Annotated in this window: 20 protein-coding genes and 2 pseudogenes; 8 read left to right on the forward strand and 14 right to left on the reverse strand. The window is 59.7% G+C overall.

Features of this window, described 5'->3' with window-relative positions:
* Positions 1-42 precede the first annotated feature (42 nt).
* A complete protein-coding gene (locus tag B7E11_RS02625) occupies positions 43-834 on the reverse strand; it encodes an ABC transporter permease (RefSeq protein ID WP_080832075.1) in 792 nt (263 codons plus the stop codon).
* The gene (locus B7E11_RS02630) at positions 831-1,604 is read right to left on the reverse strand and encodes an ABC transporter permease (protein ID WP_080832076.1); all 774 of its coding nucleotides are present in this window, start codon (positions 1,602-1,604) and stop codon (positions 831-833) included. Before B7E11_RS02630 ends, B7E11_RS02625 begins: the two co-directional genes overlap by 4 nt.
* 475 nt (positions 1,605-2,079) lie before the next feature.
* Here B7E11_RS02630 and B7E11_RS02635 point away from each other — a divergent pair.
* A pseudogene (locus tag B7E11_RS02635) lies at positions 2,080-3,869 on the forward strand (glycosyl hydrolase family 18 protein).
* A 1,252-nt stretch (positions 3,870-5,121) separates the two neighbouring features.
* On the opposite strand, the gene B7E11_RS02645 reads toward B7E11_RS02635, so the two are convergent.
* From B7E11_RS02645 to B7E11_RS02675, 7 genes are all read right to left on the reverse strand, one after another.
* Positions 5,122-6,411, reverse strand: coding sequence for a 6-phospho-beta-glucosidase (locus B7E11_RS02645; protein WP_080832078.1), 1,290 nt, complete (start codon positions 6,409-6,411; stop codon positions 5,122-5,124).
* Positions 6,408-7,400: an N-acetylglucosamine kinase gene (locus B7E11_RS02650; RefSeq protein WP_080832079.1), complete on the reverse strand. Its 993-nt coding sequence runs from the start codon at positions 7,398-7,400 to the stop codon at positions 6,408-6,410. The genes B7E11_RS02645 and B7E11_RS02650 overlap by 4 nt, the downstream gene beginning before the upstream one ends.
* Positions 7,401-7,515: 115 nt before the next feature.
* Positions 7,516-9,186: an extracellular solute-binding protein gene (locus B7E11_RS02655; protein ID WP_080832080.1), complete on the reverse strand. Its 1,671-nt coding sequence runs from the start codon at positions 9,184-9,186 to the stop codon at positions 7,516-7,518.
* Positions 9,187-9,277: 91 nt separating this feature from the next.
* Positions 9,278-10,171, reverse strand: coding sequence for a carbohydrate ABC transporter permease (locus tag B7E11_RS02660; RefSeq protein ID WP_080832197.1), 894 nt, complete (start codon positions 10,169-10,171; stop codon positions 9,278-9,280).
* An 18-nt stretch (positions 10,172-10,189) separates the two neighbouring features.
* Positions 10,190-11,143 carry an ABC transporter permease gene (locus B7E11_RS02665; RefSeq protein WP_080832081.1) on the reverse strand — a complete coding sequence of 318 codons (954 nt, stop codon included), beginning with the start codon at positions 11,141-11,143 and terminating at the stop codon, positions 10,190-10,192.
* A 147-nt stretch (positions 11,144-11,290) separates the two neighbouring features.
* Complete coding sequence (locus B7E11_RS02670; protein WP_080832082.1) at positions 11,291-12,166, reverse strand: AraC family transcriptional regulator; 876 nt, start codon at positions 12,164-12,166, stop codon at positions 11,291-11,293.
* A gap of 191 nt (positions 12,167-12,357) precedes the next feature.
* Positions 12,358-13,200 carry a YheC/YheD family protein gene (locus B7E11_RS02675; protein WP_245809600.1) on the reverse strand — a complete coding sequence of 281 codons (843 nt, stop codon included), beginning with the start codon at positions 13,198-13,200 and terminating at the stop codon, positions 12,358-12,360.
* Positions 13,201-13,354: 154 nt separating this feature from the next.
* On the opposite strand from B7E11_RS02675, the gene B7E11_RS02680 reads away from it, so the two are divergent.
* Genes B7E11_RS02680 through B7E11_RS02690 form a run of 3 tightly spaced genes read left to right on the forward strand, consistent with a single transcriptional unit; the run spans position 13,355 to position 16,612 of the window.
* Complete coding sequence (locus B7E11_RS02680; RefSeq protein WP_080832083.1) at positions 13,355-14,659, forward strand: phenylacetate--CoA ligase family protein; 1,305 nt, start codon at positions 13,355-13,357, stop codon at positions 14,657-14,659.
* A 10-nt stretch (positions 14,660-14,669) separates the two neighbouring features.
* Positions 14,670-15,647 (forward strand): 2,3-diaminopropionate biosynthesis protein SbnA, encoded by a 978-nt coding sequence (sbnA, locus tag B7E11_RS02685; protein WP_080832084.1) that lies wholly within the window; start codon positions 14,670-14,672, stop codon positions 15,645-15,647.
* A complete protein-coding gene (locus B7E11_RS02690) occupies positions 15,644-16,612 on the forward strand; it encodes a 2,3-diaminopropionate biosynthesis protein SbnB (RefSeq protein ID WP_080832085.1) in 969 nt (322 codons plus the stop codon). The genes sbnA and B7E11_RS02690 overlap by 4 nt, the downstream gene beginning before the upstream one ends.
* A gap of 333 nt (positions 16,613-16,945) precedes the next feature.
* Here B7E11_RS02690 and B7E11_RS02695 read toward each other — a convergent pair whose 3' ends face one another.
* From B7E11_RS02695 to B7E11_RS02705, 3 genes are read right to left on the reverse strand one after another with little or no spacing between them, the layout of a single operon-like run.
* Positions 16,946-17,572, reverse strand: a complete 627-nt coding sequence (locus tag B7E11_RS02695) for an ABC-2 transporter permease (protein ID WP_080832086.1) — start codon at positions 17,570-17,572, stop codon at positions 16,946-16,948.
* On the reverse strand, positions 17,565-18,431 hold the full coding sequence (locus B7E11_RS02700) for an ABC transporter ATP-binding protein (protein ID WP_080832087.1): 867 nt from the start codon (positions 18,429-18,431) through the stop codon (positions 17,565-17,567). Before B7E11_RS02700 ends, B7E11_RS02695 begins: the two co-directional genes overlap by 8 nt.
* Positions 18,428-18,814: a GntR family transcriptional regulator gene (locus tag B7E11_RS02705; protein ID WP_080832088.1), complete on the reverse strand. Its 387-nt coding sequence runs from the start codon at positions 18,812-18,814 to the stop codon at positions 18,428-18,430. Before B7E11_RS02705 ends, B7E11_RS02700 begins: the two co-directional genes overlap by 4 nt.
* Positions 18,815-18,952: 138 nt before the next feature.
* Here B7E11_RS02705 and B7E11_RS02710 point away from each other — a divergent pair, with 138 nt between their 5' ends.
* The 4 genes and pseudogenes from B7E11_RS02710 (at position 18,953) to B7E11_RS02725 (ending at position 21,421) form a co-directional block, all read left to right on the forward strand.
* Positions 18,953-19,729 carry a 3'-5' exonuclease gene (locus B7E11_RS02710; protein WP_080832089.1) on the forward strand — a complete coding sequence of 259 codons (777 nt, stop codon included), beginning with the start codon at positions 18,953-18,955 and terminating at the stop codon, positions 19,727-19,729.
* Positions 19,730-19,845: 116 nt separating this feature from the next.
* Positions 19,846-20,331 (forward strand): annotated as a pseudogene (locus tag B7E11_RS02715) (RNA polymerase sigma factor); the annotation flags it as partial.
* Between the two features lie 41 nt (positions 20,332-20,372).
* Entirely contained in the window at positions 20,373-21,236 is an 864-nt protein-coding gene (locus B7E11_RS02720; RefSeq protein ID WP_080832091.1) for a hypothetical protein, read from the forward strand.
* On the forward strand, positions 21,233-21,421 hold the full coding sequence (locus B7E11_RS02725; protein WP_080832092.1) for a hypothetical protein: 189 nt from the start codon (positions 21,233-21,235) through the stop codon (positions 21,419-21,421). Before B7E11_RS02720 ends, B7E11_RS02725 begins: the two co-directional genes overlap by 4 nt.
* A 98-nt stretch (positions 21,422-21,519) precedes the next feature.
* Here B7E11_RS02725 and B7E11_RS02730 read toward each other — a convergent pair whose 3' ends face one another.
* Together B7E11_RS02730 and B7E11_RS02735 are read right to left on the reverse strand one after the other, a co-directional pair.
* Entirely contained in the window at positions 21,520-22,980 is a 1,461-nt protein-coding gene (locus B7E11_RS02730; protein WP_080832093.1) for a CAP-associated domain-containing protein, read from the reverse strand.
* Positions 22,981-23,392: 412 nt separating this feature from the next.
* Positions 23,393-26,440, reverse strand: a complete 3,048-nt coding sequence (locus B7E11_RS02735) for an S-layer homology domain-containing protein (protein ID WP_080832094.1) — start codon at positions 26,438-26,440, stop codon at positions 23,393-23,395.
* Positions 26,441-26,667 lie beyond the last annotated feature (227 nt).

The following is a 26,667-nucleotide window of genomic DNA, read 5'->3' on the forward strand; positions in this document are numbered from 1 at the left end:
AGCGCCTGTCTTGCTTTTCCCCCTCTTTCCGGGCCGCCGCGCTCACGTACCCGTGCTTTGATACCGGGCGACGCCGATCCGCCACAGACCCAGGGCCCCTGCCAGCGCGGCGGCGGCAACCGCCCCCGTCAGCGGCAGCGTCCAGCCGCCCCATTCTCCGCGGACGATGTGCATGGCCGGCACGTAGCTGATAAATCCGAACGGAATGACCGCCAGCAGCAACGTACGCAGCCAATCGGGAAACAGGCTGAGCGGATATTGGCAGGCGGTCGTCGTCGCGTTGTCCGTCAGCACCGACAGATCCTCCACCCGCGTAATCCAGAAGCCGATGGCGGCGGTAGCCAGCCCCACGGCGAACATGATGACGGTGCCGGTCGCGATGATGAAAAGCGTCTGGGGCAAAATCCACGCGCCGACCTGGCCGCGGCTCATCAGCTGCGCGATGCAGACGCCGAGCACCGCCAAGCTTTGCAGCAGTTCGCCGCCGACCATTCGCGTCCGCGACGTCAGGACGGCCAGCAGCAGCGGCATCGGGCGCAGCAGCAATTGGTCGAGCTGGCCGTTCACCAGGTAGGGCTCGAAGTTGTTGATGCCCGAGCCGAACGCGCGATATGCGAATTTCGCCGTCATCAGCACCCCATAAAGGTAGCCGACTTCCCACACATCCCAGCCCTGAATCGAGCCGAAGGCGTTCAGCACGACAGCCAAGCCAAGAAATTCCGCGACCGTGACGACGGAGGCGAGCAGCGTCATCAACACGAAATTCAGGCGATACTGCATCCTCGCCCTGACATTCATTTTGTAAAGCAGCCAGCAAATTCCCATCCACGTCATCCGCCCTGCACCTCCACCTTGCGTTTGACCGCCTTCGTCGCCGCTAGCGCTCCCGCCGTCAGCAGCGCGCACCAAAGCAGCGGAACGAGCAGCGTGCCGGGTCCCGTTTTTCCCAAGTACAATTGGGTCGGAATCGAATGAAAGATCGGGTACGGAGAAAAGCCGGCAACCGTCTGCAGCCACTCCGGCATCCACTGGATCGGGATCAAAAAGCCAGAGAGGACGAAGTTGACCGAATAATTCAGCATATGAAGCCAGTAGCCTTCGACGGTCCATAACGACGCCAGTCCGATCGCGTAAGCGATGCAGAGCGCGGCGTATACCGCCATGAGCAGGGCGGCCGCCGTCCAAAGCCATACGGCCGGATCGCGCGGAATCGAAAGATCGTATATCCAAAAGTAAATGAAATACAATGGCAGAGCGGTGAACAGCGCGTTGTACGCCATCGACCCCGCCTCCCGGCCCGCCGCGAACGCGAACAGATGGAGCGGACGCGCGAGGTCGAGCGCGATTTGTCCCGTCCGCACCCGCTCCGCCAGTCCGAGGCCGTAATTGGTGAAGGTGAGCCATAAAATAACCTGATTGAAGGCGATATATGCGACCATGCCTTCCGTGCCGAAGTCGCCGAGCGAATCCTGCTCGCCGATTCCTTGCCAAATCGCTGCATAGATCATGCCGAATATTACGCTGGCCGCCGTTCGCACCGCATGGGAAACCGAATATTGCAAACGGCTTTGCACCATGCTCCGGGCCAGCACCCACAGAACCATAAATCGCGACTCCTTTCCCGCTCGAAAATGGCTCCTGCGCAGAGAGCAAAAAAATCATACCAAATCCGGCGAAAAAGACTAGACTTATCTTTTTCTTCATGTTATTCTAATATTATAGATGACGAGGACATACTATTTTTAAGACTCGGCCGAGTTGTCGAGCCCCTGCTTAGAATCTGCCAAAAATCCGCATACGCGGTTTTTTTATTTTTCAGACCCTTTTTTACATATGCTTAAATTCCCGAGCTTGCACCGCATTTGGCCCGAAGCGACTTTTCGAGCAAATGCCGCAGGCTCTTTCTTTCGTTCGTTATATTTATCAGAAAAATCAGTTTTTTACCCCTCTTAGTCATTTTTAGCCCTTCCTCTTTTCCATAGTTTGTCAGAAAATAGAGTCAGATAACGGCGAAGGAGGTGGAGATGAGGAGATTTTCGGTTTTTCCGCAATCCATCCAATGACGAAGGAGGCAAAAAGATGTGCGTTCGGGCAAGCTTCGCGAAAATTCGTGTTTCCCTGTCGCTTCTTCTCTTGGCTTCGTTGATGGTCTCGTTTTTGCCGTTTCAGGAAAGGACGGCTGCGGCCGCCGAAGATTCGGATTATAAAATCATAGGCTACTACCCTGGGGCGCGTACGGCCGGGGTTATCCCGTATGGGAAATGGACGTCTCCAAGGTGACCCACATCAACTATGCGTTCGCGGACATCTGTTGGAACGGCATTCACGGCAACCCCGATCCGACCGGTCCGAATCCGCAAACGTGGACCTGCCAGGACGAAAACGGGACGATCTCGGTCCCGAACGGGTCGATCGTGCTCGGGGATCCCTGGATCGACGCCCAGATGAGCAATCCCGGCGACACGTGGAGCGATCCGCTCCGCGGCAATCTGAAGCAGCTGATCCTTCTGAAGCAGGCCAACCCCCACCTGAAAACGATCATTTCGGTCGGCGGCTGGACGTGGTCCAACCGGTTTTCCGACACCGCCGCCACCGCCCAGACGCGGGAAAACTTCGCGAATTCGGCCGTCGACTTCCTGCGGAAATATCAGTTCGACGGCATCGATCTCGACTGGGAATACCCGGTGAGCGGCGGCCTGCCCGGCAACGGTTACCGCCTCGAAGACAAACAAAACCATACGCTGCTGCTGCAGGCGGTTCGCGACAAGCTGGATGCGGCCGGCGCGCAGGACGGCAAGTACTACACGCTCACCATCGCCGCGGGGGCCAGCCCGGCCTACAGGCAGAACAACGAATTGGCCAACATCGCCGGCATCGTCGACTGGATCAATATTATGACCTATGACTTCAACGGCGGCTGGCAGAGCACGAGCGCCCACAACGCCCCGCTCTACTACGATCCCGCGGCTTCCGCGGCCGGAATCGCAAACGCGCAGGATTTCAACGGCGCCGCCGCCGTGCAGGGCTTCCTGAACGCCGGCGTCCCGGCTGACAAAATCGTGCTCGGCGTTCCGTTCTACGGCCGGGGCTGGACGGGCTGCGCCAGCGCGGGCAACGGACAGTACCAAAGCTGCACCGGCACGCCCCCGGGAACGTGGGAGCCCGGCGTCTTCGACTTCACCGATCTCGAAAACAACTACATCAACAAAAACGGCTATACCCGCCATTGGAACGACACGGCCAAGGTGCCCTACCTGTACAACCCGTCGAACGGCACGTTCATCTCCTACGACGACGTCGAATCGATGGGCCATAAAACGGCCTTTATCGAGTCGCAAGGGTTGGGGGGCGCAATGTTCTGGGAATTCAGCGGCGACCGGAACGACACGCTGCTGACCAAGCTGAGCGACGACTTGCTGGACGGAGGCAACCCGAACCCGGGCGGCGACACGACGGCGCCGACGACGCCGACGGGCCTCGCCGTTACCGGGACGACGTCCTCGAGCGTCAGCCTGTCGTGGAACGCCGCGTCGGACAACGTGGGCGTCACCGGCTACGTCGTCTCGTATAACGGCGGCAGCGTCAGCGTATCCGGCACGGCGGCGACGATCTCGGGGCTGTCCCCGGCCACGAGCTACACGTTCGCCGTGCAGGCCAGGGACGCCGCCGGCAACTTCTCGCCGGCGAGCGGCGCCGTGACGGCGACGACGGACGCCGCGCCGGGCGCGACGTCCTGGGCGGCCGGCGTCTTCTACGGCGTCGGCGACGAGGTGACGTACAACGGCGTCCTCTATCGCTGCCTTCAGGCGCACACCTCGCTCCCCGGCTGGGAGCCGCCCGGCGTTCCGGCGCTCTGGGACCCGGTCTGACGCGCCGCTTTGCCCCTTGCTCCGGACTTCCGGTCCCCGGCCTTGCCTCGACCCTTCCGGACCGGGGCAAGGCTTTCCGCAAGTGTTGCGCCTTGGCGGCATCCTCGGAATAGACGGACTTCCCGGCTCAGTCGTAGCTCGGGAAGTCCTTGGCAGGATGGCCGATGGCGGAAGCCGCGAGGACTAGCCTGACTTATAGGCTGGCCCTTGCGAGGCTCGCAGAGGGCACTTTGCGCACCCTTTTGGCCGACTTACGCGATGTTTCGGCGAGGGTACTGGATACATCTCTGGCCATGCCTGCGCGTAACTCGCTCGGCGAAGGCACAGGATGCTTCTCTTGCAAGGCTTGCGTGCAACTCGGCAAAGGTACGATGCTCGTCTGGCCCTGCTTAACGAGGTTCGGCGTAGCTTCATTGGATTTTATCTGATTTTATCTGATTTTATCCACTCAATAACGGCTTTTGCACGGAACTTGCTGCCTTCTTTGGATTTTGTCCAATCTGGGGAGGCCTTTTCGAAGATTTCGCCCGAAATTCCCGTTCCTCGTTGGACAAAATCCACTTTTAGATTAGGGGGCTCCCCGTGTTCCGCTCCTTCGATTGGATAAAATCCAGCATAGGTCTCCCACCCTGAGCGCTCCCCGCCGTAAGATGCAAGTTACTCAAATTCGTGCGGCTGCATGCGTTTGGAGGGTCGAGATTAGTCGCCATGACTCAACCGGAGGAACGGCGGGCGTGCGGTGGCGTCAGATGAGTAATGGTTACTCAAATTCGTGCGGCTGCATGCGTTTGGAGGGTCGAGATGAGTCGCCACGACTCAACCGGAGGAACGGCGGGCGTGCGGTGGCGGTCAGATGAGTAATGGCTACTCAAATTCGGGCAGCTGCATGCGTTTGGAGGGTCGAGATGAGTCGCCACGACTCAACCGGAGGAACGGCGGGCGTGCGGTGGCGGTCAGATGAGTAATGGCTACTCAAATTCGGGCGGCTGCATGCGTTTGGAGGGTCGAGATGAGTCGCCATGACTCAACCGGAGGAACGGCGGGCGTGCGGTGGCGGTCAGATGAGTAATGGCTACTCAAATTCGGGCGGCTGCATGCGTTTGGAGGGGCAAGGTGAGCCGCCACGACCCAACCGAATCGGCAGCAAGGGGGGCGGAGACGGTGAGCATTCAAAAAAAAGCCGCCGAAGCAGGAAGCTTCGGCAGGCTTGGAGGTTTCCACGGTTTGAAATGACTTAGCCGCCATCAACCGATCAGCGGAAAAAACGGGGCAAATACGGCTTGTTCCGCTCCAGCATTTCGCTCAGCATCTTCTCCGCGTCGTTCGCCGACGGCACGAGCGGGTGGTGGGACAGCGCCAGCAGCGCCTTGCCCGCGTCGCCGGTGACGGCCGCCTCGATCGCCAGCTGCTCGTAGGTTTTCACCGCGTGAATCAACCCTATGACAGAAGGCGGAACGACCTTGAGCGGCTGCGGAATCGGGCCCTCGGCCGTTACGACGCAGTTCACCTCGATGCAGGCGTCGTCGGGCAGAAAATCGAGGATGCCGCCGTTCGACACGTTCAGCGTCTGCACGTCGCGGAAATCGTTATGCAGCGAAACCATGAGCTTCACCGCCGCCTCGGAATAGTAGGCGCCGCCGCGCTGTTCGAGCTGTTTCGGCTTTTCCGAGAGATTCTCGTCCCGGTAAATGTCGAACAGCTCGTCTTCCAGCCGCTTCACCGTTTCCGCGCGGGTTTCGCCCTTGGCCGCGGCCGCCTGCTGCTCCGCCAGCATTTCGCGATGCAGGTAAAAATACTTCAAATAATAGGACGGAATCGCCCCAAGCGAGCGAAGCAGCTCCGCGTTCCATTGAAACTGGGGCACGTTTTTGGCGGAATAGCCGTCGCGGTTGCCCAGCAGCTCCGGCAGCTTCGGCACGCCGTCCACCGTAATTTCGCTGATCCAGTGCAGGTGGTTCAGGCCGACAAACTCGCAATGAATGCGGTCGGTCGGCACCCCGTACAAGGAGGACAACCATTTGTAGGCGCCGATCGGCGAATTGCACAGGCCGACCGAACGGATGCGGGAATGCTTCAGAATCGCTTCGGTCACCATCCCGGCCGGATTGGTGAAGTTGAGCAGCCAGGCGTCGGGACACAGCTCCTCCATGTCCTTCGCGATATCAAGCAGCACGGGAATCGTCCGCAGCGCCTTCATCATGCCGCCGGGCCCGGTCGTCTCCTGCCCGATCATCCCGTAACGCAGCGGGATCGTCTCGTCCCACCCCCTCGCTTCGAGCAGCCCGACCCGCATCTGGGTCGAGACGAAGTCCGCCCCCGCAAGCGCCGCGCGCCGGTCCAGCGTCATGCCGACCTCGATCGGCAAGCCCGATTTCGCCACCATGCGCCGGGCCAGCCGACCCACGATGTCGAGCTTCCACTCTCCTTGGGGAATATCGACCAGCACGATCTCCTTCACGGGAAGCTTGTCGTAATTGGCGATGAAGCCTTCGATCAATTCCGGCGTATAGGACGAGCCCCCGCCGATAACCGCTACTTTCATTCTTCGTTTCCTCCTCCGTCGGCCGCGTTTACCGCTAGCGCCCGCGACAAATTATCGTACGCCTCGGCCGGAACTTCCCGCCCGGTCCGCTCCATGGCAAGAAGAAGCGCGCCTCCGACCGGTTCGATCGTCAGCACGCGCAGCCCGCAGCCGGGCGCGGTCGGAAGCACGACCTCTTCGATGTAAGGAGCGACGAACCGGCTCTCGCCTCTCGTCAGCACGCTGCCCACCAGCACGAGGTCGAACGCGTCCCCTTCCATGCCCAGTCGGCGGATCGTCGCTTCGGCCGAAAGGCCCAGCTCCCTGCCCTGACGGCGCAAAATCCGGCGAGCCACCTCGTCCCGGTCCGCCACCTCGAACAGCAGCTTGGCGAGATGGCGCGGAATGCGGGCGTCGCGATCCAGGAAGTCGTGGAACATCGCCTCGACGGAAGCGTAACCCAGCGACGCCGGAACGGCTTCCGTCAGCAGCGTCGGTTCGCCCCGCCCCTCCCATGCCCGGATGACGGAACGAAAGGCTTCGACCGCCAGATCGGTGCCGCCGCCGAAATCTCCGTACGGATAGCCGAAGCCCCCGCACTGGAACGATTCTCCCCGCTTGTTGATTCCGTAGCAGTTGGTGCCGCTGCCGCACACCAGCACGACGCCGTCCGGCTGCCGGGTGCCCGCGCGCAGGCCGATGACCGTATCGCACACGATGTCGTGCGCGGCAAGCCCGAGATCGGCCAGCATCGGACGCAATACGCGAAAATCCGCCTCCCGGTCGGCTCCCGCCAGCCCGTATACCGTAAACGCAATCTCCCCGCGCTTAAGTCCCGCCTGCGCCAGCGCGCCTTCCACCGCTTCGCGGATGTTCGCTTTCGCCGGTTCGGCCCCGGACTGGTGATTGCCGCATCCGCTGTGGCCCCGGCCCAGGATGACGCCTCTTTCGTCGCAAACGACGGCGAGCGTTTTGCTGCCGCCTCCGTCTACCCCCAAATAGTAATTCATGCAGCCTCACGCTCCCTTGCAGCGGCAACGGAGCCGGCCTGCCGGACATGCGCTGCGCCAGCGCCATGCCGTCCGGCCAACCGACTCCGCTGCCGTCAATAGTTAGTCGACGTCGTCATTTCAACATGTTCAGATTTTCCTGCCATTTTTGCGTTTTGTACTCGAGCAGCTTTTCGTATCCGACCTTCTGCGCGTCGGCTTCCGCCTGGTCGAGCAGGGCGTACACCTCTTCGTCGCTCTTGGCATTCAGAATCGCCTGGGCGCGGACTTTCTCGTAAATTTCCTTGACGCTTTGCGCGATAATGCCTTCGTCGGAATCGCCGGCAGGCTCGAGGTTGACGAACTCCGTCGTGTTGTATTGCGTTTTCCACGTAATTTCCGACTGCCATTTCGTTTCCCAGCTTTTCTGGTCGTCGGGCAGCGTCGATTCGAACTTCATTTTCGAGTTATCCACATAGACTGTGTTGCCGACCCATTGCAGGTTGACCGTGGAATTCATCAGTTCGTCGCGGCCTTTCGTGTCGCTCGTGAACTTGTCGGTGAACAGCGGAGCCTCCTCTTCGTCGACGCCGTCCCAGTACAGTCCCGGGGGTCCCCACATGATGACCCGCTGCCCTTCCGGCCCGGTCATCCAGTCGAGGAAGGCGAAGATCGCTTCGGGGTTTTCCGCGTTTTTCGTAATAACGCTGACGTTCCAGCCGAGCTGGTTGTAGTAGCCTGTAAAAATTTTATTTTTGTCCAGGCCTTCTTTATGAATCGGCCAAATCATGATGTAGCCGGCTTCCGGATCCTCCGCCTCCAGCAAAGCGTTGCCGATGGCGCCGAACTCGGTCGGGCTCGACGCGGCGAATACCGCGATTTTGCCCGTGACGATCTTTTGCTCGACTTGCTCCAGCGGCTGGCTGAACGTATCCTGGTTCAACAGCTTTTCGCGGTACAGCTTCGCGCCGAACGCGATCGACTCGCGGAACGGTTCATCCAGAAATACGGACGTCATTTTGCCGTCTTTCGGAACGGCCATCATGCTGAGAGCGCTGAACAAATACGGACGATTCTCCGCGTAGGCCGAGGACAAAATATCGATCGCTTCCGCCGATTGCCCGCCTTCCAGCGGAACGACGTCGGGGTACTTCTCTTTCACGAGCTTCAAATAGTTGTACAGATCGTCGATCGTTTCGAGCTTCGGGGCGCCCAGCTCGTTGTAGATCTTTTTGTTGACCAGGTAGCCGGAGTTGCCGTTAGGCTGGGTCGTGTACCAGTTCGGGAATTGATAGATTTTGCCGTCGGGAGAGCGCAGCATGTTCAGCGTCGATTCGCCCGCCCATTTTTTCAAATTCGGATATTTCTCCAAATATTCGTCGAACGGAACGAGCATGCCGGCCGCGCGCAGCTTCTCGACGTCGGCGCCGCGCTCCGTCCAGATGACGTCCGGCAGCTCGCCCGAAACGATCATCGTGCTCAGCTTTTGCGCCGCGTTGCCGCCGGAGCTGACCGGCACGACGTTGACCTTCTTGTTTTCCTGGATCCATTTCGACGCCAGGTCCTCGCCCCAGTTCGGCATCGTGTACCAGTCGTAATGGCCGTAGAATGAAAACTCCAGCGGCTCCTTGCCCAGCTCGTAGACGTCGCCGCCCGCCGTCTCTTCGGCCCCGCTTGCGCTGGCGGACGGCGCGGCCGAGGAGGAAGGCGCAGCCTCGTTGTTGCCCGACGTGCACCCCGACAGGATCAGCGCGACCGCCAGCAAAGCCGAAAGCGATAGCGTCAAAGCTCTGTTTCGCTTTTTCATTTTACAATCTCTCCCTTCAATTCTTTTATATGGGATCCAAAAATCAAAAGGATCCGCGGCAAAGGCCTGGCGCCTTTAAACCCAACCAAAGTCAACCTTTGAGAGAACCGACGAGCACGCCTTTCACGAAATACTTCTGAACGAACGGATAGACGCACAGGATCGGGAGCGTCGCGACCATCATCGTCGCCATCGAAAGCGACTTGGACGTCACCGTCCGCATTTTGTTGAGCCGTCCTTGCGTCGCCGGATCCATCTGCTGCATCTGCTCGCTCATAATGTTGGAATTCAAAATTTGCTGCAGCTTCGTCTGAATCGGAAGCAAATCCGCATTGCTGATATAGATGCTCGGCGCAAACCAGTCGTTCCAGTGGTACACAGCCGTGAACAGCGACAGCGTCGCGATGACGGGACCGGACAACGGCAGCACGATGCGGAACAAAATGCCCCAGTTGGAGCTGCCGTCGACCTTGGCCGATTCTTCGAGGCCGGCGGGCAATCCCATGAAGAACGTCCGGAAAATGATCATGTCCCACACGCTGATCAGACCCGGAATGACCATGACCCAGAACGTATTGAACAGCCCCAACTCGCGAATAAGCAGAAAGGAAGGAATGAGACCGCCGCTGAAATACATCGTAATGATGCAAAACACCATGTAAAACTTGCGCCCGATCAGCTCCCGCTTCGTCATGCCATAGGCGAATACGGCTGTCGCCAAAATGGTGCAAAGCGTGCCGACCGCCGTCCGCAGGATCGAGATGACGAAAGCGCCCACGAGCCGGCTGTCCTCGAACACGATCCGGTAATTGTCAAGCGAAAACTCCCGGGGCCAGAACGTCACCCCGCCCTTCATCGTGTCCGTCCCCGAGTTGAACGAAATGACGGCGGCGTTCCAGAACGGATAAAAAGCGGCGAATCCGAGAATAAGCAGCAAAACGTAAATGACAATCAAAAACGCTCTATCGCCGGCCGACAGCTTTATCTTGCTCACCCCCTTGCGTTACCACAGACTGTTCCCCGACCGGCGGGCCAAATAATTCGCCGCGACCAACAAGCCGACGCTGATCAGCGCCTTGAACAGTCCCGCGGCGGTCGCGTACGAGTAGCGGGAGTTCTGGATGCCGATCCGGTATACATACGTGTCGATGACGTCGCTGACGTCGCGCAGCACGGGATTCGAGCCGAGCAGCAAAATATTTTCAAAGCCCGCGTTCAGGAAGTTTCCGATGGCCAGGATGAGGAAGACGATCACGACCGGCAAAATGGCGGGAAGCGTAATCGAGAAAATTTGCCGGAACCGGCTCGCCCCGTCCACGGCCGCCGCCTCGTGCAAATGGGGGTCGACTCCGGCGATCGCGGCCAAGTAGACGATGGAGGAAAAACCGATTTCCTTCCATACGTCGGTCGTGATGAGAATCGTCCAGAAATATTCGGGAACGGACAGGAAATTGATCGGCTCCTCGATCAGATTCAGGCTTTGGAGCAGCAGGTTGAGGCTGCCGTTCTCGGTCGACAGAATCGACCCGACGAGGCCCGACACGATAACCCAGGAGAGAAAGTGGGGCAAGTAGCTGATCGTCTGGATCGTCCGCTTGAACACCCGGCTGCGGACTTCGTTCAGCAAGAGCGCCAGAACGATCGGCGCCGGAAACCCGATCAGCAGCTTGAGCAAGCTGATGACGACCGTATTGCGGATGACGGTCCAAAATTCGGGCGCGTTGAAAAACATTTCGAAATGCTTGAAGCCGACCCACGGACTTCCGAAAAAGCCTTTGAAGAGACTGTAGTCCTGGAACGCCATCAGCACTCCGTACATGGGGATGTAACTGAATATGAACAAAAAGAGCAGCGCCGGCACGACCATAAGCTGAATGTCCCACTGCCGGAAAAAACGGATGAGGGCGGACGGTTTATCCGCGGCGTTCCGCAGGATGCGAGGTTCGGTTTGCGCCATATGCCACTGCAGCCCCCCGTCGGTTTATTTCCTTTATCTTACCTTCCGGGGGACGGCGTCTCTTCGCCAAATCAACCGAAAACTGATACTATCTTACTGTTCCGGGCGCTGCTGCGCGCGCGATCCGCCGCGATGCCGGTTCGGCTATCAGGAAGTCCGCTTGCGGACGGTGCGGGGCGCGTAGCCGAAATGGCGGTTGAACAGGCGGTTGAAGTTGGACAACGTGCGGAAGCCGCATTCCATGGCGATGTCGACGATTTTCAGATCGGTCGTCTCCAGCAGCGCGACGGCCTTTTCCAGCCGGAGCTGGATGAGGTACAGCTGCGGAGGCACGCCGACCGTCCGGCGAAATACGTCGCAGAACCGGGACGGACTCAGGAAAGCAAGCTCCGCCAGCTCCTGCAGCGACCAGGGGTGGGCGAGGTCGGTCTCCATGGCGTGAATGACGCGCCTCACCTTTTCGAGCTGGGCGGCATTGACCGGGCTTTGGATGCCGTCCTTGCGGGCGAAGCGGAAATCGCGGTTGACGTAAGCGAGAAACTGGTGCAGGCAGGCGTAGACGAGCGAGGTGTGGGAACGCAGTTCGCTGTCGTGCTCGAGCTGCATTTCGAGCAGCAGCGAGCGCAGCAAGCCGATGCGGGGATGCTCGCGGTCGAGCAGATTCGTGAAGTTGACGCCCATCTCCTTGAAAGGCGCAAGAATTTCCGGATCGTAGCGCAGCGTCCCGGTCAGCCAGCCCCCGTCGAACGAGACGACCTGCAGGATGAGATCGCGAGTTTCATAGGCGCAATGGAGGTCGTTGGAATTGATGAGCAAAATGTCCCCCTGGCGAAACTCGAACGTCTCTCCGTTAATGATGTAATAGCCGCTGCCGGACTTGATCAGGTTGATTTCGAGCGCGTCGTGCCAATGCAGCTTCTGATAGCCGGAGTCGACGCCTACCGTATCCTCGATATGGATTGGAAAGCGTTTGTTCAGTTTCGTCTTCTCCCGGGGAATATCGGCCGAAGGCAGTAATGTCATGTTTTATCCCTCCTTTGAAGGTTAGGCATCCGTTTTTTGTCCTTTAATGATAATTTTATGTAATGTTATCTGTCAAATAGTTGCCGCAATTATTGATCCTGGAGGAAGCCCTTGTCAAAGCTTGCGCCGAACCCGGCGGGAAAGCGCATACATTCCATTTATATGTTCGCGATTTCCCGCCAGGCTCCTGCCTACCGGCCTTTTTTTGCTTTTCGCACCGTCATATCGCAAATTCGCCCGTACCCTTTTGCCAGCTCGAGGATTTTTTGCAGCATGGACGGGTCGTCCAGCAGCGCGAACGGACGCGGGTCGGGCTTCGTGTTGACCTCGAGAATCCAGCTTCGCAGCCGTTTGTCTACCGCGATATCGAGCCCGAGCTCGTTCATCCTCGGATAGGAAAGGGCGAACTGCCTTGCCGTTTCCCTCGCCAGCCGCTCGAAGCCGGCTGCGATTCGCGCCGCTTCGCTCTTGCCGGCCTGCTCGGCCAGCACGTCGTCGGCCGAATAAATGCTTCCCCCTTGGCTTCCGTTCGTAACGGCTTTGCCGGGTGACGCGACGCGCGCCAGCATGCCCGACACTTCCCATTCGCGCGCCCCGTTGCGCTGGATGACGACGCGAAAATCGATCGGGCGCCCTTCCTTGCGGAGGACGCGAATGCCTTGCTGCACGAGATACGGCTTGGCCGGCTTGCGGCGTTCGATCCATCCGTACGCTTCCCGGGGGGACGCCAGCCGGACTCGCGTTGTCCCGGATTGAACGTCGACCGCCCCCGTTCTCCGCCTCAGCTCGGCGCGCATGACGCCGACGCCGCACGAGCCGTTTGTCGGCTTGACGTAGACGAGGCCGTGCCGCCGCAGCATTCCTTCGAACGAGGAGCGGCCCCACCGCTTCGTTTCAGGCACGTGCGGTCGAAGCGAAGCCGATTTTTCCGCGATCCGCGTTTTAAGCCATTTGCTCGAAAGCGTTTTTCGATTGCTCTTCATTCTCTTCTCGCCTCCGGTTTCGATCGGCTCGGGGAGCCTATCCGATACCATATGGAAGTTTCATCCTTCAAGGAAAGGCTGGCGCCTAACGGCCGGCAAAGAACCATCCGGGGCTAGGCACATACAATGAAACCAAATAGCGCAGAGCTTGCAGCACAATCGCCGCATCGAACGGAAGACAAAAAAATTCGCCGGAGGCCCGCCTATGCTGACCAGCGAGCAATTGCAAGCCAAGCTCGAGCGAACGCTGCTCGCCTTCCCCTGGTACGGCCGCCTGCTCGGGAAGGAGCGGACCGACCCAACGCTCGCCGCGCTCCCCCTCCTGACGTCCGCCGAGCTCGAGAAGCATTACTACACGCCGGACAATCCGTTAAGCCGCCAGCCGGGCCTTCGAACGTACCGGACATCCGGCACCAGCGGCGGCTACCGCAAGACGATTTATTACTCCGACGAGGACGAAAAGCGTTACGCGAGCATCAAGGCGGACGTATTCGCCCGTTTTTTGTGCCGGGGAACCGCGGACGGCGGGGAGCCGCTCGCAACCGCGCTGTCCGACATGGGAACGGGCCATGCGGCCGACACGGCGGTCGGCATTTTGGAGAGCATCGGGCTTCGGGCGGAGGCCGTTTCGTTCCGGCTTCCGATCGAACGCCATCTCGAGCGGCTGCGGGACGTCCGTCCGCACGTCCTGTATACGATGCCGTCCATTCTCGACCGGCTGCTGGCGGCGGCGGACGGCCCGGAAAGCTTCGGCATCCGCAAGGTCATCCTCGTCGGAGAGCCCGCCGCGCCTTCCTGGATCGCCCGCGCGGCGGGGCGGCTCGGCATTCGGGCCGAAGACGTCATGGACACGTACGGATCGATCGAAATCGGCACGATCGCCTATTTTTCCCACGAGCACGGGCGTTACTTGTTCGCGGAAGGCATCGAAGCGGAAGGGCTGAAGCCCGCCGCGACCGCATCCGGCAGCGAGGCGGAGGCGGGGACGAAGGCGGTTTTCGCGGACGGGCTGATCGACGGGGATACGCTCAAGGAAGACGAATGCGTGCTTGCGCTGACTTCGCTTGCGCGCGACATGTTTCCCGCGCTGCGGTACGTGACGTATGACGTCGTGCGGGATTTGCGCCCGATTCGGGTCGACGGCCGGTGGCGGCAAAGCTTCGGGGCGCTCGTCAAACGGCTCGGACCGGAGCTGAAGCACGGGGAAAAAATAAGCGTTTACGACATCGAAAACGCCGTGTATCGCCATGTGGAGCCTCCCGCCGCCGTCGAGACGCACCTTGCGGGCAACAAGCTGCGGGTTCGGATCCTCTGCGGCGCGGGCGGCGAGGAGCGGCGCGCTGCCGTCGAACGGGAGCTTGCCGCATGCATCCCCGAGATCGGGGAAATGATCCGGGGCGGCTTGCTGGAGGCGGTCAAGGTGGAGTTCGCGCCGCTCGGCAAGGACGGCGACGCTGCGGCCGGTCCCGCCGGCGGGGCGATCAAGCGCAAGAAGATTTATTACGATTGAGGTGGAGCGAATGAAAGCTGCGGGAGGACTGCTGTCCGCGATTGGCCGGACGCCGCTCGTGCCGCTTGCGAATCTGTTCGCGGACGCGCCCTTCCGGGTATTCGCGAAGCTGGAAATGATGAATCCCGGCGGCAGCGCCAAAGACCGCGCGGCCCTCGGCATGATCCGGGACGCCATCGATAACGGCCGTATCGGCCCCGGAACGACCGTCGTCGAGTCCAGCTCCGGCAATCTGGCGATCAGCCTGGCGCTCGTCTGCGGCTATTACGGGCTGCGATTTATTTGCGTCGTGGATCCGCGCACGACGGCCGCCCACCTGCAAGCGCTCCGAGGCCTGGGGGCGGTCGTCGAGACGGTCGACCGGCCCGACCCGGAGACGGGAGAATATTTGCCCGCCCGGATCCGGCGCATTCGCGAGCTGCAGGCCGAAATCGCCGATTGCTGCTGGCCGAACCAGTACGCCAATCCGGCCAATTACCTGGCGCACTACAATTCGACGATGCCGGAGATTTTGCGCGAGCTGGACCGAATCGATTTTCTGTTCTGCGGCGTGAGCACGTTCGGCACGCTGCGCGGCTGCGCCGAGCGGCTTCGCGCCGAGGGGCGGGCCGCGCGGATCGTCGCGGTGGACGCCGCCGGCAGCGCGATCTTCGGGGCGGGCGCCGCCGGGGCGCGCCGCCTGCCGGGGCTCGGGGCGGCGATCGTGCCGCCGCTCGCGCGCCGGGAGCTGGCCGATCGCGTCGTTCGCGTCACCGATCGCGACTGCGTCGCCGGGTGCCGCGAGCTGCTGCGCACGGAGGCGATTCTCGCCGGCGCTTCGTCGGGCGGCGTCGTTTCGGCCATCCGGCGCATGCGGGCGGACATCCCGGCGGATGCGACGTGCGTCGCCATTCTCCCGGACCGGGGCGACCGGTACTGGGACACCGTTTACGACGACGAATGGGTTGCCTCCCTGCCGGAGGCGGCCGCAAAGGAGCAAGCGGAATGATCTATTTGAACGACGGCGATATTATGCGGCTTGGCGTCGATTGGCCGGGATTGGCCGACGAAGCGGAAAAAATCGCCGGGCTGCTGCAAACGGAGGCGATCGCCCAGCCGCTCAAGCCGTATTTGCGGTTCGGCGATCCGGCCAACCGCATCATCGCCATGCCCGCCTACGTCGGGGGCGGGATCGAGGCTTGCGGCATCAAGTGGATCGCGAGCTTTCCCGGAAACCGCAAGCTCGGCCTGCCCCGCGCGCACAATGCGATTATCCTGAACGATCCGGATACCGGGGAGCCGATCGCGTTTTTTCGCAGCGGCCTGCTGAACGCCCTGCGCACGGCCGCGGTCAGCGGCGCCATGCTGCGCGGCTGGCTGAAGCGCCGGCCGGACCGGTCGCTGACGGCCGGCATCGTCGGGTGGGGGCCGATCGGCCGGGCCCACCTGGAAATGCTGCGCGCCCTGCTCGGGGACCGCCTCGCCTGGACGCTCCTGTTCGACGCGAACGGGATCGCGCCCGAAACCGTGCCGGACGACCTTCGGAACTCGGTCGTCATTGCGGGCAGCTGGCGCGAGGCGTATCGCCACGCCGATATTTTCGCTACGTGCACGACCGCCCCGGAGCGCTACATCGACGAGCCCCCGCCTCCGGGCGCCCTGCTCCTGAACGTGTCGCTGCGGGATTATATGCCGCACAGCGTCCGGTCGCTCGCCGCCGTCGTCGTCGACGACTGGCGGGAGGTATGCCGGGAAAACACCGACATCGAGCGCCTGCATCAGGCGTTCGGACTGGGCGAGCGGGATACGGTCACGCTCAAGCAAGTGCTGCACGAAGACGCGCTCGGCCGATTTGCCGCCGACGAGCCCGTGTTTTTCAACCCGATGGGAATGGCCGCCTTCGATATCGGCATCGCCCGCCGGTATTACGAATTGGCCTTGCGGAACTACGCCGGGCGCCTTCTGGACGGGTAGCCGCCGGCGCGTCGGACAAAGGCGCCCGCCATCGCGATCGACCGCCGCAAACATGCGCATAGCGGGTCGAAATGAGTCGCCACGACTCAACCGAATCGTTAGCATGCGTATGGAGGCGGTAAGATGAGTCTTTTTTACTCAAATGCGTATGGCCGTGTGGATTCGGTGGGTTGAGATGAGTCGCCACGACTCAACCGGATCTTTAGCATGCGTGCGGAGGCGGTAAGATGAGTCTTTTTTACTCAACTGCGTGCGGCTGTATGCGTTTGACGGGAAAAAGCCGCCTTCGCCCCTGAACCGGGCGAGGCGGCTTCTCGTTTCGCAAGCTCCCTTTTAAACGTCGATATCCTTTTTCTGAAAAATCGCGGCCGACACCCGGTAAGAAACCGCGAGCAGCGCAAGTCCCGCGACCGGCAGCAGCGAACCGAAGCCAGCGGAGAGTCGTCCCAACGGTACGGCGCCCATGCTCTCGCCCTCGTTCGTCAAGAGGACAATGCCGAAGGCCATCAGGAAAATCACGATGTAGACGACGAATTGCGCGCCTTTTTGCCCGAGCCGGTAGTAGATCGGAAAGTATAGCGAAAAGAACAGGAGATCGACCGTGACGGCCGCCGCCGCGAGCTCGAACGACCATGCCATCTCCCGGCCCAACGCGTACTTGTTCAGCAGCATCACGAGGACGCTCAAAACAAGCCCGACCGCGGCATAGATCAGCACGCAGACGTATTTGGCCAGCACGATCTGCTTCCGGCGCACCGGCAAGCTTCCGACGAACAGGGCGCTCTTGTTGCGCATTTCGAGATTGGAGGCGAACATCATCAGCATCATGGCCGGGAGGGCCGAAATCAGCGCCGGAGATTGCTTCGACAGAAAAAGAACGCCAAAAAACACGACGTACAAAAGGACGAACAAATGATAATAGCTGAGCACGAAAATTTCCTTGCGAATCAGATTAATCATGCTGCCGCCCCCCTTTTGCCGTAAAAAACATAATATCCTCCAGCGTGGGCTTTTCCAGAACCGCCGATTTTCCGAACAGCCGCAGCGCCTCTTCGCGCCGTTCCGTCAGCCCCTCGAAGCCGATCGCCGTTTCCCGGATTCCGACGAACAGCTTCCGCACGTCCCGATCCAGCAGCTCGGGCGCAGCTTTGACCAGGGCGTATTTCTCGAACACCCGCTCGCGCGATTCGTTGAACACCAGCTTTCCCTGATGGATAAAAACGATATAGTCGGCGATTCGGTCGAGGTCCGTCGTTATATGCGAGGAAAACAAAATCGAATGCCCCTCGTCCAGCATGAGGTCGGCCAAAATGTCCAGCAGTTCCCGGCGGAACACCGGATCGAGCCCGGCCGTCGGCTCGTCCATGACCAGAAGATCGGCCCTGCGGGACAAGGCGAAGCAGAGCGACAGCTTCATTTTCATTCCTTTGGACAAGCTCCGGATTTTGGCTTTCGGATGGAGCTCGAACCGCTCCAAATAATCGTTGAAGCGCTTGTCGTCCCAACGACCGTAAAACGGGGCGATCACCCGTTTCATGGCGGCAATCGACAAATGCTCGTAAAAATTGCATTCCTCCGACACGAATCCGATGCGCTCCCGGATCGCGGCCTCGTCGGCGGGCATCGGCTTCCCGAAAATGCGGATCTCCCCCGCGCCCGGCACCGCCATGCCCATCAGCAGGCGGATCAAGGTGCTTTTGCCCGCTCCGTTCGGTCCGATCAATCCGGTAATGAAGCCCTGCTTGATTTCCAAAGAGACGTCCTTGAGCGCGAATCGGGCGAATTGCTTGCTCAATCCGCGCGTCTCGATCACATTCATGCTTCCTCCTCCTCCTGTTCGAACAGGAGCGCCAGTTGCTCCTGCAGGTCCTGCAAGCTGAGCTGCAGAGCTCGTCCTTCCTTGACGATTTCCGCCATTTTCTCCTCGAGCTGCCGCACGCGCCTCTCCCGGAGAAAAGCCGGATTGGCGCCGGAAACGAAAGAGCCCTTGCCGACGACCGAGTCGATCAGCCGCTCCTTTTCCAATTCCTCGTATGCGCGCTTTGTCGTAATGACGCTGATCTGCAAATCTTTGGCCAACTGCCGGATCGAAGGCAGCGGCTGCCCCGGCAGCAGCTCGCCGCCGATGATCGCGTCGCGGATTTGCCGGACGATTTGCGCGTACAGCGACTCGTCGGATGCGTTGGACAGGATGATTTTCATAAATCACCTTTGTTTATAGTGTGTATATTATATATATACACTATAAACATGAAAATGTCAAAGCCGGCCCCGATTTTCTTTTCTCCGCCGAACTCTGTTAAAATGGGATTCATGGGGATTCGGAACGGAGGTTTGAACGTGGACTATATTGTTTTGGATATCGAATTCAACGGCCGCAAGTTCGCCAGCGAACTGCCGATGGAAGTCATCGAGATCGGAGCCGTCCGTTTGAACGCCGCGCTTGCGATCACGGACGAATTTTCGGCGCTGATCAAGCCGGTGTACTTTTCGAAGCTGAACTCCTTCATCAAGAAAAAAACCGGCATTCCCCAGGAGGATATCGACCGGGCCGACGGCTTCCCCAACGTGATCGCGGATTTCCGGAAATGGCTGGACCGCGGCGGGGAGTGCCTGTTCGTCACCTGGGGCGGCGAGGATTTCAAGCGCATCGTGCTCGATACGCGCATGCACAAGCTGGACGACTCCTACTGGCTCGCCGCCCATTATTTCGACCTGCTCAAAGGCTATTTGCGCTACAAAAAAGTAACGAACGACGTCAGCGTCGAAGCCGCCCTGCAGGACCTGAACATCGCGGCGGAAGGCTCGGCCCACCGGGCGCTGGACGACGCGAAAATGACGGCCGAGGTGTTCCGGAAAATTTTTTCCGAGCTGGATTTCGAATTCAAGCAGCAATACAAGGATCTGTACACCAACTCCAAGGAAAGAAGGCTCGTCAAAAGCGCCGTCCGCTCCCTGCGCGCCCGGAAAACCGTTCCGCAGTGGGACATCGTCGTCAAGCAGTTTCTGGAGGGCAAAATCCCGGCGGACAACGCGAAAAAGCTGGCCGAGCTGCGCGATGTGTTCGAAGCGGAATTGGAGAAAAAACCTTCGCCGTCCGGCGAAAAACGCGACTAAGCGGAAGGTCGGCCACGCCTCGGCCGAACGCTTCTATGCAAGGCTTCCATGTGACAACTTGAAGTCGCTTTCAACCGCAACCTGCTGCCGACGGCCGGGCGGCGGTTTTTTTATGCCGGAAAAGGGAACCGATCGCCGAACTGCGTTGCGATTTCGCCGACGACGTCTCCCAGGATGTATTTCTCAAAGCGTTCGGGGCGATCGGGACGTTTCGGGGGACGTCGAGCGTGCGCACCTGGCTGCTGGCGATTATCCGGAACGTGGCGATCAATTATTTGCGGGCGGCTTTCGTGCGCAAGGTTACGCTGACCGACCGAACGGCCCGCCATGGCGTCAGCCCTTCGGCCGAACGCGAGGCGCTCGAACGAGAGCTGACGGACGAAATCTGGACCGCCGTGCTGGACATGCCGCTGAAGTGGAGGGAAGTGCTGATTTTGCATGCGAAGTACGAATTGAACATGAAGGAAATCGCCGGCGTTCTGGGCATCTCGGAAGGAACGGTCAAGTCGAGGCTGGCCAGAGCCAGGCGGCGAATGGCCGATCGATGGAAGGAGGACATGGCCTATGTAATGAAGGAAACCCGGATTGGTACGGACGACTGAAAGGAGAACCTTTTCGGGAGCGGACGTTTACGGACGAGCATATGAACCGGATCGAGAGCCTTGCCGGGCGAAAAGGGGCGGCGCATGCGGGGAGCGTTCCGGCGGCGCGCAGCAAGCGTCGCCGGCTCGCCTGGGGCGGAGCGGCGGCTTTCGTCTTTGCGGCGTCGGCCGTTTGGGGGGCGAGTCTCCTCTGGACGCCGGGAGAACCGGGAACGGTCAATCCCGCCGCGAGCGGATACGCGCGAATCCCGGTGAAGGCCCATCCGTTCGCCGGGGAGCTGCTGACGGTCGACATTTCCAAAGGGACCCCGTTCGGCCAGCTGCCCTTCGACGTCAACGACGTGACGGAACTGCGAATCTACGAAACGGCCAACGAGAAGGACGAGTACCGAACTTTATCCGATGCGGAGTATGGGGTCGTGATGCCGGATCTGCTGACGTTTCATCTTGGCAGAACGACTTATGGGCCGCTTACGGCGAGGGATTACCCCTATCAATTCAGCTTTCGGGTGAAAGACGGGAGCGCATATGCCGTCCCTTACGATTTCAATGAAAATATGTTCCGGATCGGCGATTCGCTGTTTTTTGCATACCCGGAAACGCTAACCCTTATGCACGCGTTGTACAAACCGGATTCTCCCTGGGGCCAGTGGGGCGAGATGATGAGAGCGAATCGGGAGGAACGGGGCCGGCTAAGCGCAATTGTGTCGAACGATATCGGGCATAGCCCCGAGGCGTTCGAAATCGGGGGAAAGATTACACGGCCTGGGAGATCGAACTGCTGGCCCATCTGGAGCCCGACGAGGAGATCCCCTACCACGATCCGGACACCGCCAGGTTCGGACAATCCCGCGTATTCGAGCAGCAGGGCATTTTGGAATTGCCCCGAACGATCGTGTTCATGAAAGACAATGTCTCGACGCCGGGAGGCGTTTCCGTCGGAACCGGGCGGGAGCGCGCCGCCGAGCTCCTGGGCAGTCCAAACCTGCAGTTGGAAAGCGAGTGGAGTTACCTTCTGGGCGAAACGACGTTCAGCCTTTATTTCGCGGACGACAAAGTGAAGTTCATGGCGCTGACGAAAAACCTTTAAATGCGGGCGCGACCGCCGGGATTTTCCGCCCCAAAAAACGGGCCCGGAGGCGCCCGTCCGACGACAGGTTCCTCCGGGCCCGAATTCGATCGATCGCGTCAACCGGGCGTATAGAAGTTTTGCGCGTAGTAGATTCTATATTCGTAGTCGGCGGAATAGGCGTTCCCGACGCCGAGCCGTTCGTATTTATCGTTCAAAATGTTTTTGCGGTGGCCCTCCGAATTCATCCATCCCGCGTGCGCGAAAATGGCGTTCGGCAGCCCGGCGGCAATGTTCTCGCCTGCGGCCGAATAAACGATTCCGTCGGCGTCCATTCGGTCGAAAGGACTTTCGCCGTCGGGATTTTCGTGGGCGAAGAAAGCCCGCTCGCCCATATCGGTGCTGTGGTTGCGCGCCGTAGCGGCGATTTTGTCGTCCCATGCGAACGCTTTTTGACCGGCTTGCACGCGGGCCACGTTCGTCAGATCGAAAATCTCGCGCTCGTAAGCGGACAGCACGGCTTTGCTGACGTTGCCGTAGGTTCCGCTTCGCGCCGCGGCGGTTGCCTGCTCGACGATATAGATGCCCATGACTTTGCGGCTGTTGAAATCGTCCAACATAAACGTAAGGACGGCCCCATCCTTCTCATAGCTCGGATAGGTGGCGCTTGCCAAATTCACGTTCATATTCGTATTGAGATCCGACAGGCTTTTGGCGGCGCCCAGCTTGCCGGTGACGACCGAGCTCGCGGTCCCGATGCCGATGCCGTCGTCGCTTTCCCATACATTCGCGTTGGAGAACAGCGCGACGACTTTTCCCCCGCTGATTCCGATTTGAGCGTATTGCGCATAATTTTGGTTATAAATGTACCACTGGAAGCCGTATTCGCTCGGATCCCGCCGATTCGGCTCGCCCAACAGCGCGATGACCGCCGCTTCCGTATCCCCGATTCCGACGCCCCGGAGGCGATAAGGAGCGTCCGACGACGCCACGGGCTCGGAACCCGCGCCGCCCGTGCCTCCGGTTTCTCCCGCCAACACGTTGGCGATAAATTGAACGGCCTCCGCCCGGCTCAGCCGGTTCGTCATCCGGTAGCCCTCTACCGTCGCGGAGTCGATGCCGCTGGAAAGGCCGTTATCCAGCAAATACTGCACGGCCTCGGTACGACCTAAATTCTCCCCTTTCAACGCTGCGATAAGTTGTGCCGCTCCTCCTCGGTCGAATACAGCCCCCTCCGCGGCCAACGGGAATCCGCGCTCCTCCGCATAGCGGTAATAAGGCGCGCTCCAAGCTTCGCCCGCTTGCTGCAGCGTCAGCTCGCCGGGGACCGCCGCTCCCAGAAGCAGCTTAAGAAATTCGGCTTCTGTCACAAGCTGCGCCGGACGGAACGTGCCGTCGGTATAACCGTCGACCCAACCGTTTTCTGCGGCTTGGCCGATGGCCGCGTAAGCCCAATGCGACGCGGCTACGTCCTTGAAGGAAACGCCTGCCGCCGAAGCCGGCTTCGGCGCCGTCGCTGTAACTGTCGCGGCAAGGAACAATAGAAGTGCCAACGCCAGTTTGCTAATTCGTCGATGCATAAAGTTGTCCTCCTAGGATGTAGTTTGGCAAATCTTCCAAGTTCAAAAATTCGCCATTTCTCGTCATTTTCCTGCCTTTCGTTGCAGAATAATGCTATCCATAGAAAGCGCATGGCTGGCATGGCGTGCTGAGATGTGTCGCCACGACTCAACTGGAGCGTTAGCGGACGTGCCGAGGCGGCGAGAGGAGTCATTTTTACTCAACTGCGCACGGCTGCAGGCGTTTGGAGGGTTGAGATGAGTCGCCACGATCCAACTGGATCCGCCGAGGGCCGGCCCGGCTTTCGATGCGGATGGGGGAGATGTTGTTCGAGAAATGTTCCGCTGCCCGAATGCTTTCGCACGTCCTCCATGACAAAAAAACGGCGGCACCGCGCCCGAAGAGCGCTTGCCGCCGTTTTTCCCATGAAAATCAGGCTTGATCCAGGGCTTCCAAAACGCGAATGATCAACGTCAGCGCCTCGGCGCGAGTCAAACTCGCTTTCGGATCGAAAAGGTTGTTATCCTTGCCTTGCATCAGTCCGGCCTCCACCGCGGCCGCGACTTCGCCCTTCGCCCATGCGGGGATTCGATCCGCATCCGCAAAGCCAAACTCCGGATTTTCAACCGGCGTCAGATTCAACGCCCGAGCGACGATGACGGCGATTTCCGCGCGCGTGATCGTGTCGTTCGCTCCGAACGTTCCGTCGGCATACCCTTTCATCAGGCCGGCTCCCGCGACGTTGGCCACGTGCTCTCTTGCCCAGGCCGGAATTCGGCCCAGATCGGACAGTCCCGTCGTCGAACTTTCCGCACTCAATTTCAAGGCGCGGCTGAGAAAAACCGCGATTTCCGCGCGCGTGACGACGCCGTTCGGACGGAAGGTGCCGTCCTCGAAGCCTTGAGCGATGCCCAATTCGACGGCTTTCGCGATGGACGCTTCGGCCCAATGGCCGCCGGTATCGCTGAACGTAACCGCCGGTTGGGTTGCGCCGCCGCCCGTACCCGGATCGGTTTCCGTACCGGCATCGGTGCCGTTCTCGGATTCCGAATCGCCAGTCGCGTTCCCCGGGATCGGGATCGGAATCGGCGGAGTGCCAGTGTCAGGGTTCGGATTCGGATTTCCCGTTCCCGGCTCTTCCGTTCCCGGTTCCTCCGTACCCGGCTCCTCCGTACCCGGCCCCGGCTCGGTTCCCGGATTCGGCTCGCCCACAACGGACGCCCGGAACGCGGCCTTCGCCTTCTGCAGGGCCCCCAGCATGGCATCGGTTTGCTCCTGCGTCCCGTTCAGCTTGATCGCTTCGGCGCCGGCCGCATCGATCGCCGCCTTATAGGCCGCAATCGCCTCCGCCGGATATTGGCCCGGCGCGGTTCCCGCCTGGGCCGTCCGCAGCGCGGCCGTTCCCGCCAGTACCTCCTGCGACAACAGAGTGTTGTCGACATTGTTGAAATTCAGCCGAATGTCGTGCGTCGCCTGGTAAGACCCTTGCGCGATGACGACCTGGGCGTCAACCAGCGCCCCCGGATTTTCCACTTTAAACGTCACGACCCGCGTATCCGCTTCTTCATTCGAACTTACGACCGTGGCATCCTCATATTCGCCGTTTTGCTTCACTTTGAACGAGGGAATGATCGAGCTGTCCTTGATGGTCAAGTTCGCATACGTTGCGCCGTTAACCGTCGAGAAGACAGCCGGCTTCAATAAATAGCTGTCCATGGCGGAGAACGTTGCGTTCGCCGCATGAACGGCCGAGAAGTACACGCTTCGAGCCTGATTGGCCTGGAACGCGTCTACGGCCGATTGCAAAGCGGCCGAAGCTGCGGAAATTTCCAATCGGGTCGAGCCGAGATTATCCGCAACGGCTTTGGCGCTGTCGATCGCCGCCTGCAAGGCAGCCCTGTCATCCGCCGAATGTTGGCCCGCACCGGTTCCTTCGGAGGATCCGTCCAGCAAGGCCTGGGCCTCATTCGCCTTCGCGGCCAAAGCATTCAGCCGGTCGACGTTGAAACTCAAGTAAACGGAATGCAGGACGGACGGATCCTCATTCGTCGCGAAGGTCATATAAACGAGTCCGCTCGTGTTGTACACGCCGCCGTTTCCGTTTTCCGTGATTTGGGTCCGCCATGTGTCGTCTTCATAATCGCCCGGAACTTCCAAAGGACTGTACTTGGAGGTCGAAAACCCGAACTCTCCATTGCTAAGCGGACGATAGTAGGAAATCGAGCTTTTGTCGATGCGGGAAGCCTTTTTCCATGTGAACTGTTCATATACCAAATAATCCATGCGAAGAAGGTCGGCCGTATCCGAAAAATAGGGGGAAAGCGCGGAAACGTCGGTGGCCGGAACGCTGTCCAGAACCGCCATACGAACCGTTTCCTTTATCGCCTTAAATTTCTTTGCGTTGACCAGTCTGTCGCTCAACGTTGCGTAGGCAATATCCACCTGATACTGGGTCGCCGAAGCGTTGGCATATACGTTGTTCGCCGAAGTGAGGGCTGTTTTTAAAGCGTTCGCGGCGGAACTGAACGTTTCTCCCTCCGAAACGACAAGCTTGCTCCCGGACGTGCCCGTCGCCGTGCCGGCCACTATGATGCTGTCGGAATACGCGGTCGCTTCCCCGATCAACCGCCCCAGCCCCTCGCGGTTGATCTCAATCTTCAACCGTTCATAGTTTGCCAAAGCGGCAACCAGGGCATTGTAGGCTTCGGTGATCTGTTCCGCGGTCGCTCCGGAATCGTTTGCCGTCTCCCGAGCCGAAACGATGGCCGAATGCAGCGAAATCTTGGAACCCGGTACATATTGGCCCTCGAGGTAGCCTTCCGTCGTCGTATCGTAGGTGGTCTGCGCGACGGAAATTTGTTGGTTCAACTGCTCCAGGGAAGCCTCTTGCACGACTTCGCCCCCGCCCCCGCCGACCGGAACAAGCGGCAAGCCGGACGTGTCGATCCAGATTTGGGCGTTGTACCAATAGTCGTATAGAAACGGAGTTCCGGCTAAATACAAATCTTCGATCTTGATATGCATTAAAATTTCAAGTTTCTTGGTAATGTCGGAAACCGGCATGCTCACGGTGCCATAGTAATTTTCGACCAGCTTCTCCGCGCCGGTCGCCCCTCTTCCCGCAACGACGGCGTCCTCGGCGGAAATGACCTGGCTCGGCGTATAATCGTCCGGGCTCGAGCTTTTCGTCTTGCCGGGCGTCAAATATCCCCAGTAATGAAACCAGTCGTAGTTGTTGAACGTGCTGACAAACGTCATCGTTCCGTTGCTGACGATCAGCTTGCCGGATCCCGGCTCTATGTACCCGTTGGCGACGGAAGTCTCCTCCGAATTGTCCTTCAGCACCTTGAATTCTACGGCATACTCCCCGTCCGGCACCGTGACGGCCGCGGCTGCGCCGGCTTGCCCCGCCCAGGCGAGCGGCAACGCGAGCGCGCAGGCCATCAGCAAGGCCGCGACTTTCTTGATTATCGAGTTCAAGCTTATACGCTCCCTTTTAAAAAAAATTTGTCAAATGGACTTTTTTACACTAACGCCTACCCCGCATAGCACTCCGCGCATTTCCGTTCTTTCGATTCGAAGCAGCCCCCCTCGATTTGTTGATAGACCGCCGATGACGATGGAACGATAAAGATCATCTAAATGAATATGATAATCATTATCATTTATAATCAAACAACATTCTATATTTAACCAACTTTTGTTGT

Origin of the sequence: Cohnella massiliensis (assembly GCF_900169535.1) — a bacterium.
Lineage (GTDB): Bacteria > Bacillota > Bacilli > Paenibacillales > Paenibacillaceae > Cohnella > Cohnella algarum.